The sequence below is a fragment of the Paenibacillus camerounensis genome (assembly GCF_000723885.1).
GTDB classification, from domain to species: domain Bacteria; phylum Bacillota; class Bacilli; order Paenibacillales; family Paenibacillaceae; genus Paenibacillus_AQ; species Paenibacillus_AQ camerounensis.
The window spans coordinates 1-18,200 of sequence record NZ_CCDG010000057.1 but is presented as its reverse complement, the minus strand read 5'-3'; the positions used below and the strand labels follow the sequence as shown (position 1 = coordinate 18,200).

The following is an 18,200-nucleotide window of genomic DNA, read 5'->3' as shown; positions in this document are numbered from 1 at the left end:
TTACTCAAAATCATTGTTATCCCTACCCTAATTCATCTGTTTGCCCTCTTGAAATCACCACTGAAAAGGGTTATAACTAAATTGTATGATTAAATTATTGTTTTGTTATTATATTGTAGCTAACTAATAATAACAAAATACCTTATATTATCACTTGTTATTGATAAAATTTGTAAAGCGGAGGTTGTACAATGTCACGGCTTAATGAATATATCGGAGGGGTAACCTGGGGCTTCATGGGCAAACGCGGAACATGGGCAACAAAGGCTGCGGGGACCTCAATGGAACTTATGAAATCGGTTACGGGTGCTAACTGGACAGCCATTGCCTTTAGCGCCTTCCAGGCGACTGCCCAGTCCACGAATATCCCTTACCAGGAAGCGCCGACGGTTACTGACGATGAAGTGCTATGGGCTATCCGCAAGGCCAAAACACTTGGCCTGAAGGTCTGTCTCAAGCCGATCGTCAACTGTGCTGACGGAACCTGGCGGGCACATATTAACTTTTTTGACAAAGATGTTCCTTGCGAGCCCAAATGGTCAGACTGGTTCCGCTCTTATAACGCTTTTATTCTGCATTATGCGAGGATTGCCGAAGAAACCGGCTGCGAAATGTTCTGCATCGGCTGTGAAATGGTCCAGACTGACCGGCGCGAAGCAGAATGGCGCACGCTGATCGCTGAGGTCCGCAAAGTATATACCGGTGTCATTACGTACAACTGCGACAAGTATCAGGAGGCTAATGTAACCTGGTGGGATGCTCTTGATGTGATATCATCCAGCGGCTATTATCCGGAAACGGACTGGGAAGCCCAGCTCGACCGGATTGAACCTGTCGTGCAGGCGCACGGCAAGCCGTTCTTCTTCATGGAAGCCGGATGCCCGAGCCGCAGCGGAAGCGCTGCTATCCCCAATGACTGGTCGCTGCCGGGCGGGCCGGATCAGGAGGAGCAAAGCCGCTTCTACCAGGCGATGTTCAGTGCATGCCAAAAGCGCAGCTGGGTGCAGGGCTTCATGCTTTGGGACTGGCCGGCAGAGCTTTATCCGCTGGAGGAGGCGGCAGCCAATGATGATTATTGTATGTACGGCAAGGCTTCCGCACCTGTTATCAAGCACTTTTTTACTACTACAATAAATAGTCAGGAGTGAATGTTACATTATGACAATAACAACTGAAGCATGGCTGAACGCACTTACGAACGAGTTGCAGAACAATATTCTCGGCTTCTGGATCAAGCACACACTGGATGAAGAGCACGGCGGCTTTGTCGGCGAAATTGATAATCAGCTCAACGTGATTGCCGGAGCCGAGAAGAGCCTGGTGCTTAATGCGCGGATTCTCTGGACCTTTGCTACAGCTTACCGCACCTATGGTTCAGCGGAATATCTCAGTATGGCGGAACGCGCTTACCGTTATCTGCTGGAGCATTTCCTCGATAAGGAATATGGCGGACTGTACTGGATGGTTGATGCATCCGGTGCCCCTTCCCAGCCTAAGAAGCAGGTGTACGGCCAGGCTTTTGCCATCTATGCGTTGGCTGAATACCATCATGCTACCGGAGATCAGAATGCGCTTGAGCTTGCTGTAGAGATCTTCCGCGTCCTGGAGAAGCACAGCTATGACCCTCTTTATAAAGGCTATATTGAAGCACTCTCCCGCGAATGGGAGGTTACCGATGAATTGTCGCTCAGCGATAAGGATATGAATGAGAAAAAATCAATGAATACCCATCTGCACGTCCTTGAGGGCTATACCGGGCTGTACCGGGTATGGAAATCCGAGGAGCTGCGGGTGAAGCTGGCCGAGCTGATTAACACGATGCTTGACCATATCGTTGATGACCAAGACCGGCATTTCCACCTGTTCATGGATGAAGAGTGGCATATCAAATCGGACATCACCTCCTACGGACACGATATTGAAGGCAGCTGGCTGCTGGTGGAGGCAGTTGAGGTGCTGGGTGATGAAGCGCTGCTGGAGCGTGTGCGTAAGGTTGCCGTTACTATGGCCGAAGCGGTTCTGGCTGAAGGAATCGATAGAGACGGCGGAATCTGGAACGAGGCTGTACCGAGCGGCCTGCTGAATGAGGAAAAGGACTGGTGGCCCCAGGCTGAAGCAATGGTCGGCTTTTATAATGCTTATCAGCTGACACAGGATACACGTTATCTGGATGCCTCGGCCGCAGTATGGGAATTTATCGACCGTTATATCGTTGACCATAAGCTCGGTGAATGGTACTGGGCGGTGGATGAGCATCTGCAGCCTCTGGCTCACGCGCCTAAGGTCAGTGCCTGGAAGTGCCCTTATCATAACAGCAGAGCCTGCTTCGAAATGATCGGACGCCTGCAGGCCGCCGTAAAGGAGACTCACTAATGACAGCATCATTCGAAGAACGCAAGGCACAGCTGACACAGCGGTACGAGACCCTGATTGCCCGTAAAAATGAAAGGCTGCCCTACGGCAACGGGATATACGACCGGTACGTTTATCCGCTGCTGACCGCAGAGCACGCTCCGCTGATCTGGCGCTATGATTATAACCCTGAGACTAATCCTTACTTTGCAGAGCGGATCGGCGTAAACGGTGTCTTCAATCCCGGAGCAATTGAGCTGGACGGCAAATTCTATATCATAGCCCGTGTTGAAGGCAACGACCGTAAATCCTTCTTTGCCGTCGCCGAGAGTGACAGCGGAGTGGACGGTTTCCGTTTCTGGGATCATCCGGTTGTTCTGCCTGAGACCGGAGAACCGGACGTCAACGTCTATGATATGCGCCTTACCAAGCATGAAGACGGCTGGATCTACGGGCTGTTCTGTACCGAGCGCAAGGACCCCGATGCGCCGCATGGCGACCTGTCCAGTGCAGTGGCACAGTGCGGTATCGCCCGCACCAGAGACCTGAAGAGCTGGGAGCGTCTAGCCGACCTGCGGACCGGCTCCGCCCAGCAGCGTAACGTCGTGCTGCATCCGGAGTTTATTGAAGGTAAATACGCCTTCTACACCCGTCCGCAGGACGGCTTCATCGATGCCGGCTCCGGCGGCGGCATTGGCTGGGGGCTATCCGATACGATTGAGAATGCGGTCATCGGTAGCGAGACGATCATCGACCAGCGCTACTATCATACCGTCAAGGAAGTGAAGAACGGCCAGGGACCCGCTCCGATCAAAACCCCGCGCGGCTGGCTTCACATCGCCCACGGCGTACGTAATACTGCTGCGGGTCTGCGTTATGTGCTGTATGTGTTCCTCTCTGACCTTAATGAACCTAACAAGGTTACCCATGCTCCAGGCGGACACTTCATTGCACCGGACGGGGAAGAACGCGTCGGTGATGTCTCGAATGTCGTATTCTGTAACGGTGTAATCGCCCGTGACAACGGGGAAATCTACATCTATTACGCATCCTCAGATACCCGGGTGCATGTAGCAACCACCACAGTCGACCAGATGCTCGATTACGTGCTGAACACGCCGGAAGATCCGCTGCGCTCCTACGCCTGCGTCCAGCAGCGTATCGAACTGATTAACCGCAATCTGCAGCTCTAATTGTTAATAACATGCAAAAGAACAGGCGCCGCCCGGCAGAGCTCAACGTATCTGCAGACGGCGCCTGTTCGCCTTTTATATGCTTGTTATATGCGTTTACCGGTTAGTTCGATTTTCTCCATCTAATTCCAGGGAAAATAAGTATTTTCAATGATTAGTTGGAAAACCGCCAGCTATTTCGTACGAGATACCACTTTTCAGGTAATTCGGTTATTTTTAGCGGACTTTTTCCCACTAATATCCTTACAGCCGGGATTGAGAAGGATTTAGCGGGTGAAATTCCACTTATTTTGATGAAGACACTATCCATCCCTATGAAGTGATGTTTTCCAGTTCTGCTAACAGGGTACAATGGAATCAGAGCCGAAATAGCTACGAGGAGGTTAAGAGATGAAACCGCGTATTTCCGTTATAACGCTAGGGGTGGATGATCTGGAGCGGTCGCTGGCGTTCTACCGTGACGGGCTTGGCCTGCCGACAGAGGGAATTATCGGGACGGAATTCGAGCACGGGGCTGTTGCTTTTTTTGAGCTGCAGGCAGGTCTCAGGCTGGCTCTCTGGAAACGCAGGGATTTGGCCCATGACAGCAGGCTACCGCAGACTCCCGCCAGTCCGACTGAGTTTTCTCTGGCCCACAATGTAGGCAGCCGTGAAGAAGTAGACCTGCTTATCGCCGAAGTGCGGCAGGCCGGCGCGGTCATTACCGTACCTGCTCACGATACCTTCTATGGAGGGTATGCCGCCTATTTTCAGGACCCTGACGGGCATTTATGGGAGGTGGCCTGGAACCCGGCCTGGGAGCTTCCAGATTGATTACAGCTTACACTGTTTAAGCCAGGCACTTCACCGGCGGCATACAGCGCTTAGACAGCAATAAATGCCTCCGGAGTGCCCTCCAGCGCAGAATCGATATCTTCACAGACCGGTCTGCATCCGGAATCTAATAGTTCTCCCCGTCGTCCCCCTGTACTTTAGCACTCAGCCCGGCAGCAACCCCGATCATCTTCTCAATTACAAAATCATCCGCACCCGCTACCGTAATCCGCCCGTCCGTGTATTTAAAAGAGATCTGTTCCTCTTCTTCCGCCAGCCAGTTAAAAAAGTCCCCGGCAATATCCAGTGTTCCAAATGGACTCTTTACTGAAAGACCGCTGCTGTAATTAAAATCTGCCTGTCCGGCAAAATACGCTTTTGCTTCCTCCAGGGAAATCGGATTGCTTCCGCTCTCCGTCCAGTGTTCCGTCCGGGTAATGTGCACATCATAACTCATCCGTTTGTTCACTCCAATTAAAAGATAATAAATTTTAAGACACGTTCAGCTACGCGGCTCTGTCACCGAATCCCTGTGGACAATATCAGCGGCGATTAGGATTTTTTCCAGCGGTGAAGACGGGCTGTTAATCCGGTGCAGCAGCTTCTCGACCGCGGCCCGCCCCATCGCTTCCTTAGGGACATGCACAGTAGTCAGCGGGGGAATACCTCTGGCAGCATCGTCAATATTGTCAAAGCCGGTCACGGAGATAGCCTCAGGAACGGACATCCCCTCCTCCTCAAGCACTTCACATACTGTCAGGGCAATAAAATCATTGCCGCACAGCAGTGCAGTCGGGACATTCCCCTCATGCTTCCGCTTCAACAGCCACTGCTTGAATTCCTCATGAAAAACAAGCGAATCCATCCCTTCCTGCATCAGCAGCACATCATTACCCTGCTGAGGCTGGATTCCTCCTTCTTCAAGCGCACTGCGGAAGCCGATCCAGCGGTCCCGGAAGCTGCGGGAATAACGGATCGGGCCAATGAAATGCTGCTGTGTGTGGCCGATTCCCAGCAGATGATTGCTCAGCCTCGACATGGAGTCCATATTGTTCGCAAATACAGTGTCGCTTGGAATCAGCGGGTCCTCGTGATCAATCAGCACCATCGGCAGGCCGATCCGGTGAACCTCCAGCAGCAGTGAGGTTGATATTGTACCTACACCGACCAGTCCCAGCAGGCCGCCGGGATTCAAAATATTAACGAAGTTGTCCGCACGGTGCTCCGAGACAATTACCATGCCCAGCCCCTGTTCATCCAGTGCTAAGGCGATGCCGTCTACAATTTTGCCCCAATACAGCGAATCCTGCGTCTGGGAACGGATATTAGGCATCAGCACCAGCACCGACTGCTTGTTGCGGTCACCGCCGGCCGCTTGGGCAGTGCGTTTGGTGCTCTGCATGTATGCATTTTTTTGCGTGAAATAACCAAGCTGTGAGGCCGCCTGAATGACTCTTTCTCTCGTTGTTTCATTAACTCCCTCCTTGCCGGACAGGGATTTCGAGACGACGAATTTGGATACTCCGAGATGGTCTGCTATGATCTGCATTGTAACTTTTTTAGCCATATGTATTCCTCCAGCGGTTGATTCCGTTATCATAACTTTTACCTAACAAAATAATTATACTTGCCGTTTCCCTTATACACAAGAACCTGCCCCTAAAAGCATAACAGGCTGCTTCTTCACAAGGGAAGAAACAGCCTGCATGTTCGCCAGGATTAACTATACTAATTAAAGTTAGATCGTAAATAACGCCAGCTTGTCCTTCAGCTGGTTCGAAGCAACCTCCAGCTTGCCGGACAGGGATACCAGCTGATCGCTCACATTCTGCTGCTCGCTGCTGAGTGAAGCCACCTCTTGGGAGGTAGCCGACGATTGCTGTGCCACTGCGCTTACATTGCCCATGGCATCAGACAGCACACCCTGTGAATGGCTTAGGCTGCCTATCGCGCTTGTAACAGACTCCAGACTTGCAATGAAATCCTCCATTTGAGCCTGCACCGAAACAAAGATATCACTTGTACTCTTCACTGACGTCATCTGCTCTTTGAAGAGCGGAGCCACTTCGGACAGCTCCTCTACGGTTCCGTTCATTTCAGTGACAATATTATCAATGATGCCGGCTACCAGGGCAATCGACTGCTTGGACTGATCAGCCAGCTGCCGGACTTCTCCGGCCACCACCATAAATCCGCGGCCTGCCTCACCGGCTCTCGCTGCTTCAATCGTTGCATTCAACGACAAGATATTCGTCTGCTGGGTAATATTCTTCATCACGTCAAGCACTTTAACGACAGAGTATACTGTATCCTTCAGATTGTTGACCCGGGACACCAGCGCCCCTGTCTTCTCACCGATCAGACCCGTCTTCTCCAGCAGGGCCTCCAGCTGCTTGGCACCGTGTCCGCTGGCTTCGCCGACCGTATGCGCCGCTTCATCCATTGCCGCATTGGCAGCTACCACACTCTGCATCTGGGTACCGATCAGATCGGTCAGCTCACTGCCGCGCTCTGCCTCGAGCGCCAGACTGCCTGCGCCGCCCGCAATCTCTTCAGTGGCTGCAGCAATTTCCTTGGCAGAGATAGCGGTTTTGCGGGAAGCATCACCAAGCTCACCAGCAGTCTCCAATACTTCACGTGCTGTATCGGTGGTCTGCGCCACCAGATCAGTAATTCGCTCCATCATCATATTAAAAGAGTCTGAGAGCTGGCCGATTTCATCCTTCGAGACAAATTCAGTCCGAACACTAAGATCTCCTTTTGCCCCTTGAACCATCAGGTCCTTCAGGCGGGCCAGCGGCTGGGCGATCATCCGCACCATCCAGAAGCCCAGTACTACAGCAAGCAGAGCTGCTACAAGTGCAGCCATAAACGTGGTGAACAGAATAGGCGCCGCAGCTTTTACCAGTTCACCTGTAGGAATGATTCCGGTTAGCTTCCAGTCAGCCTTGGTAAGCGTTCCGAATACGGCCAGCACATCCTTGCCTTCCCCGTTTTTGGCTTCCCGGCTGTTAGTTGCATCCTTGCTGTCCTTAATGAAGCTGAATTCCGAAGCCGTTCCGTCATCAGCAGGTACAGAGGAGGCTACTACAGTACCATCCGGATCAACCAGCTGAATCCGTGAGCCTTCGCCAAGCGACACACTTTTGAAAGCATCCTCAAGCAGTGAGTTCTTCAGCTCAAGCAGCAAGATGAACCCTGAACCGGAACCCATTGTCTTCAAGGATCTTACCATTGCGACATTCTTCCCGCCATTTCCTTGCACAGAGGTTGAGAACCAGTAGTTCTGCAGCGACTCACCGTCTTTTGTATAGTAAGCAGTGTATTCTTTAGTCCGGTCAACCACAGTCTTGAACCATTCCTGATCTCTGATTCCCTCCATCTTCAGACTGGAATTGCCGCTTGAGATTACGCCCTCTTCCGGTTCAATCGGAATCAGTGAAATCGCCACAATATTAGAGTCCGTTGTCGTCTGGCTGGACAGCTTCTTGCTGATTGCATCCGTAGCGACGAATCTATCATAATTGGATGCAGCAGAGACCAGAGCGGTCAGATCGCTTTGCATTTTGGTATCGAAATACAGCTGAAGCGCCAGATTCTCGTACTGGTTAAGCATAATGTCCAGCTTGTCCGAGGTCTGGAGAATGGTCTGCCTGTTCGCCTCCGACACATTATCTTTAATCGTAGTCTTAGCCTTGTTATACGACAAGAGTCCCAGAAGAAGCACAACCACCACGATAGAGGAGAGAAAAATCAGGAATAGCTTGACCCCTACTGATTGGATCGGATTTACTCTCTTTACCTGGCGGACGGAGCCGTGCAGCACCCCTTTAAAGCTTAAATCAGGCATTTTTATCTTACCCTTGCCTTTCCCTGACGGCTTTATCCCCTTTGCCGAATCAGGATGTTCTTTCTGTTCTTTGAGTGTTTGTTTATTGTTCTTCCTCACTTTTACCCTTCTCCCCTTCTGCTTTTTCTCTCTGTTCTCCTGCTCGGGAATTCCCATGCAATCACCTGCCAGTTAGAATAGAAGATGTATGTAAGCGTTCACCCTTTATTATCGGCTGATTAGGACCAAATGCTTAGATTTTTCAAGAATTAAACTGAGAATTTTTATATATTCTATAATCTTTTGTCACATTCTGCATATACGCAAAAAGGACGCCCCGCAGGTGGAGGCATCCTATATTATCATTTACGCTTTTGTTATTTTCTTTTCCGCATCATGTCAAAATAAGCAACCGGCTGATCCACCTTCATGCGCACCTTTTGAAGCGGGTGACGGGCAGCATCAAGCGGATTCCCCGCTTCATCCCACAGCTCGCCGACGGTCTGCTTAAAGAATGTATTGTCAGGTCCGAAAAATTCAACTTCCTGCCCCGGCTTAAAATGATTACGCTGCTGCACAAGCGCTGTACCGCTCTGCGAATCATATTCGAGCACCAATCCGGCAAAATCATACGGTGCCGCTTTTTCCTCAGGCTCATAAATATGATCCTCGTGATCCGGCGTGTCATAGAAGAAACCGGTATTCAGGGGACGGTTCGCCGCCTTCTGAAGCTCTTCCAGCCATTCCGGCTTCAGCACGTAATTCTCAGGGTCCGCCATGTAGGAATCAATTGCCTTGCGGTATGCATTCACGACAGTGGCTACATAGTGGATCGATTTCATCCGGCCTTCGATTTTGAAGCTGTCAATGCCCACCTCGATCAGGTCGGGAATGCTCTCCAGCATGCACAGGTCCTTAGAGCCCATGGTGAACGGGTTATCCTCAGGCTGATGCAGCGGCAGCTGGGTTACTCCCGGTAAAAGATGCTGCGGCGGAGCAGCTTCCGCCTGATCCTCCTCCGACACCCAGGTTCCTTCCGGACGTCCGTCCTCGAACAGGTCATACTTCCAGCGGCAGGATTGGCAGCAGCCTCCGCGGTTGGAGTCACGGTCTGTAAAATGGTTGGACAGCACGCAGCGGCCGGAATACGAGGAGCACATCGCACCGTGGATGAAGCTCTCGATTTCGATGTCAACATGCTTTTTAATCTCGGCGATCTCTTCCAGGCTGGTCTCGCGGCCCAGGACGACACGCGGCAGCCCTTCTTCCTTCCAGAAGGATACCGCCTGCCAGTTCAGCGTAGACTGCTGTGTGCTGAGATGCACTTCCAGGCCAGGGACCAGCCGGCGCGCGGTATCAACAATAGCCGGATCGGCTACGATGATAGCGGCAATTCCCGCCTCATACAGGTTACGCAGGTATTCCTCGATCCCCGCGATATCTTCGTTATGGGCATAGATATTAGTGGCAACAAATACCTTTGCCCCGTATTTTTTAGCGAACTCAACACCCTCGCGCATTTCCTCGAAGCTGAAGTTGTCAGCCCCGGAGCGCAGTCCGTATTTCTGTCCTCCAATATATACTGCATCCGCACCATAGTGCACGGCAAATTTCAATTTTTCGAGGTTACCCGCCGGAGCCAGGAGCTCCGGTTTGTCCAGACGGTAACGTTTCCCCTTGTACTGGGGCTTGGTCATGGTACCCATTGATGTTCTCCCCTCCATATCTTTGCTGTGTTAAAATAAACCGGAAATCTAACCTTCGGGATATGACCGTAACTGCGGAAAGCGTTTGGACTTCCGGCCGCTGTTATGTTTGGATTTCCTGATTTCAATCCGCTGCCGCGGTAGAAATCCAAACATAGCTTATGCTTACGTAGCCAGCTTTCCTTCGGAAAGCTCTCAGGCGGACGCGTTCGCTCCTACAGTTCCAAACCTTTCCTCCGTTACTTTTATCCTTAAGGTAAGCTACAAGTTCATTTTAAAGCAGCAAATCATTGCCTTATTTTATTTCCAAAAAGACTGATTAATAGACCTGTTCTTTGTAGAAGAAGCCGAACGACAGGTCACGCTCAGGGTCCTGCAGCGCACGGATTCCATCCATCCAAGACTCATCGAATTCATAGCCCTGCGGGTCCTGTGCATACAGGTCCACTGCATGACGGAAAGCCTTAACGACAGCAACGTTATAGGCAACTGGCTTGAGCAGGCCTTCGATCTTGAGGCTGTGCACTCCGGCAGCGAGCAGGATATGCAGGTCCTCAAGGATACAGACATCATCGGAGCTCATAATGTGCGTTCCGTTGATATCCTCGTAGATCGGGAATTTCTCTTCCTGGCGCTCTGCTTCAATCAGGAACAGGCCGCGTTCCTTGCCAAGATTGCCATCCTCCACCGGACGTCCCTGATGCGCCATGTAGCTGGCTACCAGCCCGCGCTTGGAATGATAAATATTGGTCATTCCGTGCACCTGCACCTGGGCTTCCACTTCAAGCAGAGGTACCATTTCGGTAATCTCATCCATATTCAGCTCCCGGGCCAGAACGACCCGTGAAGCCCCTTTGCGGCCCCAGTAATTAGCCGTATAGTAATTCGTCGAGGTCATCTCGGCATTCCAGTGCAGCCCCAGCTCCGGTGCCTCTGACTTCACGGCGTACAGCACAGCAGGGTCACCGAATTCAATTCCGTCAATGCCCAGTCCGCCGATTGCCTTCACATAAGCCGGAAGCTCGTCCAGCAGGCGGTTAGACATCAGCCCGCCAAGGCTGGCGTATACCTTGCGGCCCATACCGTGGGCCAGTTCAATTACGGCCGCTGTATCTTCCAGCGTAAAATGGCCGGCCAGCCGCATACCGAAACGGTCGTCTCCGATCAGCAGGGCATCTGCACCTGCATTCAGCAGTGCCCGCGCTTCCTCCAGGGATGCCGCTGTTACCAGCAGCTCCGGTTTGTTCATCATGTTACATCCTCCTGCCTTACGGTACATCAAACCGCAGTAATCTCTATTTTAATAGGTTACGGCGCAGTTTGTTCACTTTTTTTAATATTGGCTAAATGTTCCTTATATGTTTTGCCGAACAGATGGCCTTGCGTGCCGTCTTTTTTGGTCACATAAAAGTAATACTCCGATGCTTCAGGCGCAAGTGCTGCTTTGATTGAGGCTAGACCGGGACTTGCAATCGGCCCCGGCGGCAGCCCTGCGTTCCTGTACGTATTGAACGGGCTTTCCACCTCAAGATCCTTATACAGCAGCCGTTCCTTCTGTTTATCCAGCAGATACTGGACGGTAGCATCGATCTCCAGGTTCTGGCCTTTGTTCAGCCTGTTATAAATAACGCCGGCTACCAGCGCCCGCTCATCATCGACGACAACCTCACGTTCCACCAGCGATGCCACGGTCAGCAGCTCATGCAGGGACATCTTCCGCTCTGCCAGCTGCTGCTTCCAGTCCGGAATGCTGTCCAGCTTCTTCTCTAGCTGCTCCAGTAGCGCCTCAACAACCTCCTGCGGTGTGCTGTCCTTGAGCAATTCATACGTTTCAGGGAACAGGTATCCTTCAAGGCGGTGCAGAAGCTCCGCATTCCCAGGAATCTGAAGCCGGTCCGCTGCAGCCAGCCCCGCGCCCGAATCTATAAGCTCAAGGAATACCTCCGGCTTCTGGCCCCAGGCCTCAGCAAGCTTATCCGCGACCTGCTTCGCGGTATATCCTTCCGGGATGGTGAAGACAACCGTCTCTTTCTTCACAACATCACCTGCATTCAGCCGGTTAATCAGGTTGTCATACGTATCGCCGGGGCTTGCAGTATAAGTGCCAGCCATGAAACCGGACCCTTCCTTGACCCATCTCAGATAACCTTTAAAGAATAAAGCGTTACGGATAATGCCGTTCTCTTCGAGCAGATCAGCAATTTCAGAGCTGCCCATTCCCTTCTCTATCGTAAGTGTTACAGCCTGACCTGCAGGCTGGACCGGCTGCATTCCATTCCAGATATACCATGCGCCTCCCCCTGCTGCCAGGACCAGCACAAGGATTATGATCAGCACAGCGCGGATTGCGGCTTTCAAATAGAACTCCTCACTTTCCGACTATAAAGTATAGAATTGTATTGATTTAAATTCAATATATATTTTCTGAAAATATACATTTCACCGCATTTACATGGCCTACCAAGCAAAAAGAGCGCGGAAAAACTCCGCCCTCTTCCTTGCAAGCATTGATATGGCTACAGCATTTATTCCGTGTCCTCGGCAGGAAAAGTCAGCTCATCATACAGCTCGGAGACATCTTCCCACTCTTCATCGTCCACGATACTCTCCAGCTCCGGAACACCGTCAGGTGAAACTACGATCCGCAGAATCTCCCTCTCCGCATTCTTACCGGAACCTGCCAGTACCGCATATGCACGGTCACCGACTTCAAATTCGGCGACAATATTGTAAACGGAAGACCGGCCCTGCTCATCTTCCAGTTCTACTGTTTCTCCATAGGCTTCCTTAAGCTTCGATGTCCATACCGCTTGTTCGGCGGAAAAATCAGTCATTCTCGGCTCCCCCGTCAAGCTCGTCTACAAGTGTATTGAAGGTCTCCTCAACAATCGCCCACTCTTCATCATTCTCAATCATGAAGAGCTGCAGATCGTCTCCGTCTTCCTCGTAGCGGAAAGCATATACTTCATCGCTGTCCTCATCTTCAGAATCAAGCGGCACAACCATCATGTACTTTGCATCCGAACCGTCGACTTCAAACTTCATGATGACCTCAAATTCCTCTTCATTACCTTCCTCATCGGGAATATAGATAATTTCCGGTTCTTCTTCTTGGCCAATCTGTTCGTTTGTCATAATAGCGCACCCCTCACCTTTTACTGTTAGCATCCAAAAAATTTTGCAAAATCAGGGCTGCGGCCATTTTATCCACAATCCCTTTGCGTTTCTTCCGGCTGACGTCCCCTTCAATCAGCACCCGCTCAGCGGATACCGTCGTCAGACGCTCATCCCAAAGGTGTACGGGTATTTCGAGTTCCTCCCGCAGCTGACCGGCAAACTCTATACAGATTTCACCACGGGGTCCAACTGAGCCGTTCATATTCTTCGGCAGGCCAACCACGATCTCTCCAATCTCATGCTCCTTGACCAGCTCACGGATACGTTCAAATTCATTGCCGTTTCCGCGGCGCTCAATGGTTTCAAGAGCCTGGGCGGTCCACCCGAAAATATCACTTGTGGCGACACCAATTCTGCGGTCGCCGTAATCCAGTCCCAGCTTCTTCATCATTTCGGCTGATCCACCCGATGATTCGCCAGGTAGAAACGAACCAGTTCCTCAATCAGCTCATCACGTTCTTTTCTCCGGACCAAACTTCTCGCATTGTTGTGGCGCGGAATGTAAGCCGGATCTCCGGAAAGAAGATACCCTACGATCTGGTTGATCGGATGATATTCTTTCTCCACCAGCGCGTCGTATACGGCGAGCAGAATTTCCTGGGGAGAAGCTTCCTTTTCGTCGCCCTTCACATTGAATTTAACCGTTTTGTCCATGGAGTCCATCTGTGACACCTTCCTTCTGCAAAATCACCCTCAGAGGGCGCCTTCGCATAGTTGCTGCTGTACAGCTCACTTGCTGACCTCATCATAACATATTCATGCCCTGCCTTGGAAATCCTGCCTCTGAGATAGCGCTTTTTTTGGCATTTTGTCTACAAAAATATAGATATTTTTGGGTTTTAAGCTATTGCATAACCGCTTTCAGGACGAATATTCGCTAAAATGCACACCATCTCCGCTCAATAAAGCAGCGGTACTGATATGAGGCTCTCAGTACCGCTGGGCTTATTTATATGAGAGGATAGCTGCCATTCAGGCAGCCGGACATTAATGCTTAGCCCTGTGCAGCTACAAGCTCTTCAGCTTTAGCCAATGCCTCGGACAGCTTGGAAGCATCCTTGCCTCCGGCCTGGGCCATATCCGGACGTCCGCCGCCGCCGCCGCCGCATACTGCGGCAACTTCCTTGACCAGTTTGCCGGCATGGAAGCCCTGTTTAACCAGTGTCTGCGGTACGGAGACAACAATGTTCACTTTATCGTCCATCGCTGCGCCGAGTACCAGAATGGCATCCGGCAGCTTGGCTTTCAGCTCATCGGCGGTGGAACGCAGCGCGTCCATGTTGCCGGCCTGAACAGCAACTGCAAGCAGCTGTGTGCCGTTGCCGACAGTCTTCACACTGCCGGTCAGCTCAGCGGCAAAGGTTGCGCTCAGCTTAGACTGTAGCGATTCATTCTCACGGGAAATTTCCCGCACCTGAGCATGCAGCGCTTCGATCCGCTTAGGCACGTCATTCAGCGACGATTTCAGCAGGCCTGCAGCCTGCTTCAACAGATCCAGCTGGCCTTCGGTGAACTGGTAAGCGTAACGGCCGGTTACAGCTTCAATCCGGCGTACACCGGAGCCGATGCCGCTCTCGCTGACCAGCTTGAAGATCCCGATCTGCGAGGTGTTGCCGACGTGGATACCGCCGCACAGCTCAAGGCTATAATCGCCAACCTGTACAACGCGGACGATGTTGCCGTATTTTTCGCCGAAGAGTGCCATTGCGCCCATAGCCTTGGCTTCGTCAATCGGCTTGTTCTCAATGACCACATCCAGGCCGCGCCAGATCTGCGCGTTCACCCGGTGTTCAATATCACTTAGCTCTTCCGGTGTAATGGCACCGAAATGAGAGAAGTCAAAACGCAGGCGCGCGCCTTCTACCAGGGACCCTGCCTGGTTCACGTGGCCGCCGAGCACTTCCTTCAGCGCCTTATGCAGCAGGTGAGTCGCAGTATGGTTCTTAACAATGTCTTCCCGCTCAGCATGGTTCACTTCTGCACGCACACTTTCGCCGACCTTCAGGTCACCGGCTTCAACCGTTACAAGGTGTACATGCTGTCCGTGCGGAGCCTTGAACAGGCCCGTTACTTTTGCCGTAACAGATCCGCCGGTCAAAAGACCGGTATCGCTCACCTGGCCGCCGCTTTCAGCGTAGAACGGAGTCGCTTCGAGCACAACCTGGCAATCCGCACCTTCGCTGACGGAGTCAACAAGCTCACCGTCTACAACAATAGCGAGGATTTTGGACTCTGCTACCGTGTCATTATATCCAACAAACTCACTTTTAACCGTCAGATCGGCAAGCGCGCCGCCCTGGATTTTCATACTGGCATTGTCCTGGCGGGCTGCTCTTGCCCGGTCGCGCTGCTCCTGCATCGCTGTATCGAAGCCTTCGCGGTCAACGGACAGCCCCTGCTCGGATGCGAAATCCTCTGTCAGGTCAAACGGGAAGCCGTAAGTATCATAGAGCTTGAACGCATCTACGCCGGCAATCACGCTCAGGCCGTCAGCTTTGGCTTTGGCTGAAATCTCACCAAGAATATTCAGGCCGTCGGACAGCGTCTCATGGAAGCGCTCCTCTTCCAGACGGATGATTTTAGCGATATATTCGCGGTTATCCACAACAGACGGGTAATACACGCCCATTACTTCACCGACGGTTTCAGTCAGCTCATGCAGGAACGGACGGTCAAGGCCGAGTGTTTTGCCGTAACGGACAGCACGGCGGAGCAGACGGCGGATAATATAGCCGCGGCCTTCATTGGAAGGAAGCACACCGTCACCCACCGCAAAAGTTACAGTACGGACATGGTCAGCAATGACCTTCAGGGCGATATCCTGCTCAAGGCTCTCTTTATATTTCACTCCGGCCAGACCGGCAGTCTTCTGGATCACAGGCTGGAACAGATCGGTATCGAAGTTGGAATCCACGTCCTGCAGAATGGAGGTCAGACGCTCAAGGCCTGCACCGGTATCAATGTTCTTGTTAGGAAGCGGCGTGTAGCTGCCGTCCTTGTTGTGATTGAACTGGGAGAATACGAGGTTCCATACTTCCAGCCAGCGTTCATTTTCGCCGCCCGGATACATTTCTGGATCACTCATATCGCTGCCGTAAGCTTCGCCGCGGTCGTAGAAAATTTCCGAGCAAGGGCCGCACGGGCCTTCGCCGATATCCCAGAAGTTCTCGTCGCCCAGCTTGATGATGCGTTCCGCAGGCAGGCCTACCTTTTCATTCCACAGCTTGAAGGCTTCTTCGTCCTCAGCATATACCGTAACGGAAATACGGTCGCCGTCAAAGCCGATCCATTCCTTGCCGGTCAGGAATTCCCAGGCCCAGGTAATGGCTTCTTCCTTGAAATAATCGCCGATCGAGAAGTTCCCCAGCATTTCGAAGAATGTGTGGTGACGGCGTGTTTTGCCGACATTCTCAATGTCATTGGTACGGATACATTTCTGCGAGTTGGCCAGACGCGGATTCTCAGGAATCTCACGACCGTCAAAGTATGCCTTCAGCGGCGCCATACCGGCGTTAATCCACAAAAGGGATGGATCGTTGTGCGGAACGAGCGATGCGCTTGGCTCGATTTTGTGGCCTTTGCTCTCAAAAAACTGCAGCCATTTGGAACGGATTTCACTTGCTTTCATCATGTACAGCCCCCGTCTTAGTATTAATCTGCATTCCGGCCTTACGCCGGAATACACAAAAACGCCCCTGAATAAATTCAGGGACGATGATTATCGCGGTACCACCCTGGTTATCGCCTTGACCGTGATATACACGGACACCTGCAGACGATCGCCTTGTCGCGGCTGTTAACGGGCGCCCCCCCGGCGGGATTTCCCCGCACTCCGAAATCAGCTTTCCGCCGGTCTGTCTTCCGGGTTCTCACAGCCATTACGAGCAATTCGTAACGGAACCCGTTCTCTGAGGGAGCCATGCTCCGGCGTACTTCATTTCATCAACGTTTTATCCGATTTGCATTTTAACATTTCAAGTATAGCCAGCGGCGGGGATTGTGTCAATGTTTGGGTGTGGGGCAGGCTGTTTCGGGGTTCGATGAGCTAGCTCTGCGTCATACCCACTGCTTATCTAGAATTAATATTAAGGTTACAGTAAACTGAATTATATAAATTGGTATAATCTGATTAATTACTTCAAGAACAACAAAAGGAGAATCTATGGAACTATCTATTGCTCGCTTTAAGGAATACATAAATCAATATGAGCTTTTTTTAAGCGTCGAACGTAATTTATCAGTAAAATCTGTAAAGGCTTATTTATCCGATCTAAACGGAATGCATGAGTGGTACATTCTTCAGTCACTAGATTCAATTACAAAATCAAATCTTACCTCTTACTTAGAAGATCTGACCTCCAAGAACGTATTGAGTGACTCTACAATTAAAAGAAAATATATTAGTATAAAAGCTTTTTTTAATTATTTGGTTCAAAAAGAGGAGCTTCCCCTTTCTCCTATTGCAGGGTTCGGGAGACATTTCAAAACAACCAGGCGCATCCCTAAGACATTGTCCGTAAGTGAAATTGAGCGGCTGCTTAATTCCCCCCACGAACATATGAAACATTTACATACCTCGTTCAGAAGATTAATATGCGTAAGAAATACAGCTATCATCGAACTCTTATACGTAATTGGAATACGCATCGGTGAACTAGTTTCAATTGATCTGGGCGATATTGACTTCGTGGAAAAGACCATTCTGATTTTTGGGAAGGGACGTAAAGAAAGGCTCTTATACATTTCAAGCAGTGATGTCATCCAAAAAATTCAAGAATGGCTTAATCTTCGGGAAAAGTTAAACCCAAAATCAGAGGCCCTCTTTATTAATAAATACGGGGATAGGCTGTCCATTTATTCCATTGAGGATATTTATGCAAAATACAGAGATCTTGCAAATATAAGCAAAAAATCAACTCCCCACTATTTGCGTCACAGCTTTGCCACTCATTTGCTGAACAACGGAGCAGATCTCCGCTCAGTCCAGGAAATTCTTGGCCACACTAATGTAAGTACCACACAAATCTATACAGAAGTGTCGGTCGAGCGAAAAAAGGATGTGCTTACCCGGTTTAATGCAAGAAACAGGCTGAATTTGTAATAAAAAACCTCCTAATAACTCAGAATTAT

The 18,200-nt window shown here is 51.0% G+C and carries 16 protein-coding genes; 5 read left to right on the top strand and 11 right to left on the bottom strand.

What is annotated here, in order from left to right; translation table 11 throughout:
• Positions 1–191 precede the first annotated feature (191 nt).
• The 4 genes from BN3772_RS20910 (at position 192) to BN3772_RS20895 (ending at position 4,358) form a co-directional block, all read left to right on the top strand.
• Positions 192–1,148: a glycoside hydrolase family 113 gene (locus BN3772_RS20910; protein WP_042201964.1), complete on the top strand. Its 957-nt coding sequence runs from the start codon at positions 192–194 to the stop codon at positions 1,146–1,148.
• Between the two features lie 10 nt (positions 1,149–1,158).
• The gene (locus BN3772_RS20905; protein WP_042201963.1) at positions 1,159–2,373 is read left to right on the top strand and encodes an AGE family epimerase/isomerase; all 1,215 of its coding nucleotides are present in this window, start codon (positions 1,159–1,161) and stop codon (positions 2,371–2,373) included.
• The gene (locus BN3772_RS20900; RefSeq protein ID WP_042201962.1) at positions 2,373–3,545 is read left to right on the top strand and encodes a glycoside hydrolase family 130 protein; all 1,173 of its coding nucleotides are present in this window, start codon (positions 2,373–2,375) and stop codon (positions 3,543–3,545) included. The genes BN3772_RS20905 and BN3772_RS20900 overlap by 1 nt, the downstream gene beginning before the upstream one ends.
• A 390-nt stretch (positions 3,546–3,935) precedes the next feature.
• Entirely contained in the window at positions 3,936–4,358 is a 423-nt protein-coding gene (locus BN3772_RS20895) for a VOC family protein (RefSeq protein WP_042201960.1), read from the top strand.
• Positions 4,359–4,485: 127 nt separating this feature from the next.
• Here BN3772_RS20895 and BN3772_RS20890 read toward each other — a convergent pair whose 3' ends face one another.
• The 11 genes from BN3772_RS20890 to alaS form a co-directional block, all read right to left on the bottom strand.
• Positions 4,486–4,815: a hypothetical protein gene (locus tag BN3772_RS20890; RefSeq protein WP_042201959.1), complete on the bottom strand. Its 330-nt coding sequence runs from the start codon at positions 4,813–4,815 to the stop codon at positions 4,486–4,488.
• Positions 4,816–4,860: 45 nt separating this feature from the next.
• The gene (locus BN3772_RS20885) at positions 4,861–5,925 is read right to left on the bottom strand and encodes a LacI family DNA-binding transcriptional regulator (RefSeq protein WP_042201957.1); all 1,065 of its coding nucleotides are present in this window, start codon (positions 5,923–5,925) and stop codon (positions 4,861–4,863) included.
• A 171-nt stretch (positions 5,926–6,096) separates the two neighbouring features.
• Complete coding sequence (locus tag BN3772_RS20880) at positions 6,097–8,208, bottom strand: methyl-accepting chemotaxis protein (protein ID WP_244444806.1); 2,112 nt, start codon at positions 8,206–8,208, stop codon at positions 6,097–6,099.
• Positions 8,209–8,564: 356 nt separating this feature from the next.
• Positions 8,565–9,893 carry a peptidase U32 family protein gene (locus BN3772_RS20875; RefSeq protein WP_042174559.1) on the bottom strand — a complete coding sequence of 443 codons (1,329 nt, stop codon included), beginning with the start codon at positions 9,891–9,893 and terminating at the stop codon, positions 8,565–8,567.
• A 319-nt stretch (positions 9,894–10,212) separates the two neighbouring features.
• Positions 10,213–11,145 carry a peptidase U32 family protein gene (locus tag BN3772_RS20870; RefSeq protein WP_042201953.1) on the bottom strand — a complete coding sequence of 311 codons (933 nt, stop codon included), beginning with the start codon at positions 11,143–11,145 and terminating at the stop codon, positions 10,213–10,215.
• A 56-nt stretch (positions 11,146–11,201) separates the two neighbouring features.
• A complete protein-coding gene (mltG, locus tag BN3772_RS20865; protein WP_244444805.1) occupies positions 11,202–12,251 on the bottom strand; it encodes an endolytic transglycosylase MltG in 1,050 nt (349 codons plus the stop codon).
• 167 nt (positions 12,252–12,418) lie between these two features.
• Positions 12,419–12,727, bottom strand: a complete 309-nt coding sequence (locus BN3772_RS20860; RefSeq protein WP_042174555.1) for a DUF1292 domain-containing protein — start codon at positions 12,725–12,727, stop codon at positions 12,419–12,421.
• Positions 12,720–13,028 carry a DUF1292 domain-containing protein gene (locus BN3772_RS20855; protein ID WP_039871393.1) on the bottom strand — a complete coding sequence of 103 codons (309 nt, stop codon included), beginning with the start codon at positions 13,026–13,028 and terminating at the stop codon, positions 12,720–12,722. The genes BN3772_RS20860 and BN3772_RS20855 overlap by 8 nt, the downstream gene beginning before the upstream one ends.
• A 13-nt stretch (positions 13,029–13,041) precedes the next feature.
• Positions 13,042–13,458 carry a Holliday junction resolvase RuvX gene (gene ruvX, locus BN3772_RS20850; protein ID WP_197071453.1) on the bottom strand — a complete coding sequence of 139 codons (417 nt, stop codon included), beginning with the start codon at positions 13,456–13,458 and terminating at the stop codon, positions 13,042–13,044.
• Entirely contained in the window at positions 13,458–13,733 is a 276-nt protein-coding gene (locus BN3772_RS20845) for an IreB family regulatory phosphoprotein (protein ID WP_036696603.1), read from the bottom strand. Before BN3772_RS20845 ends, ruvX begins: the two co-directional genes overlap by 1 nt.
• Positions 13,734–14,064: 331 nt before the next feature.
• Positions 14,065–16,698 carry an alanine--tRNA ligase gene (alaS, locus tag BN3772_RS20840; RefSeq protein WP_042202039.1) on the bottom strand — a complete coding sequence of 878 codons (2,634 nt, stop codon included), beginning with the start codon at positions 16,696–16,698 and terminating at the stop codon, positions 14,065–14,067.
• A gap of 534 nt (positions 16,699–17,232) precedes the next feature.
• Here alaS and BN3772_RS20835 point away from each other — a divergent pair.
• Positions 17,233–18,171 (top strand): tyrosine-type recombinase/integrase, encoded by a 939-nt coding sequence (locus BN3772_RS20835; RefSeq protein ID WP_042201951.1) that lies wholly within the window; start codon positions 17,233–17,235, stop codon positions 18,169–18,171.
• Positions 18,172–18,200: the final 29 nt, after the last annotated feature.

Coding starts and splice junctions, on each gene's coding strand:
- BN3772_RS20910 (WP_042201964.1), top strand. CDS start 192: ATGTCACGGCTTAATGAATATATCGGAGGGGTAACCTGGGGCTTCATG.
- BN3772_RS20905 (WP_042201963.1), top strand. CDS start 1,159: ATGACAATAACAACTGAAGCATGGCTGAACGCACTTACGAACGAGTTG.
- BN3772_RS20900 (WP_042201962.1), top strand. CDS start 2,373: ATGACAGCATCATTCGAAGAACGCAAGGCACAGCTGACACAGCGGTAC.
- BN3772_RS20895 (WP_042201960.1), top strand. CDS start 3,936: ATGAAACCGCGTATTTCCGTTATAACGCTAGGGGTGGATGATCTGGAG.
- BN3772_RS20890 (WP_042201959.1), bottom strand. CDS start 4,815: ATGAGTTATGATGTGCACATTACCCGGACGGAACACTGGACGGAGAGC.
- BN3772_RS20885 (WP_042201957.1), bottom strand. CDS start 5,925: ATGGCTAAAAAAGTTACAATGCAGATCATAGCAGACCATCTCGGAGTA.
- BN3772_RS20880 (WP_244444806.1), bottom strand. CDS start 8,208: ATGCCTGATTTAAGCTTTAAAGGGGTGCTGCACGGCTCCGTCCGCCAG.
- BN3772_RS20875 (WP_042174559.1), bottom strand. CDS start 9,893: ATGGGTACCATGACCAAGCCCCAGTACAAGGGGAAACGTTACCGTCTG.
- BN3772_RS20870 (WP_042201953.1), bottom strand. CDS start 11,145: ATGATGAACAAACCGGAGCTGCTGGTAACAGCGGCATCCCTGGAGGAA.
- BN3772_RS20860 (WP_042174555.1), bottom strand. CDS start 12,727: ATGACTGATTTTTCCGCCGAACAAGCGGTATGGACATCGAAGCTTAAG.
- BN3772_RS20855 (WP_039871393.1), bottom strand. CDS start 13,028: ATGACAAACGAACAGATTGGCCAAGAAGAAGAACCGGAAATTATCTAT.
- ruvX (WP_197071453.1), bottom strand. CDS start 13,458: ATGAAGAAGCTGGGACTGGATTACGGCGACCGCAGAATTGGTGTCGCC.
- BN3772_RS20845 (WP_036696603.1), bottom strand. CDS start 13,733: ATGGACTCCATGGACAAAACGGTTAAATTCAATGTGAAGGGCGACGAA.
- alaS (WP_042202039.1), bottom strand. CDS start 16,698: ATGAAAGCAAGTGAAATCCGTTCCAAATGGCTGCAGTTTTTTGAGAGC.
- BN3772_RS20835 (WP_042201951.1), top strand. CDS start 17,233: ATGGAACTATCTATTGCTCGCTTTAAGGAATACATAAATCAATATGAG.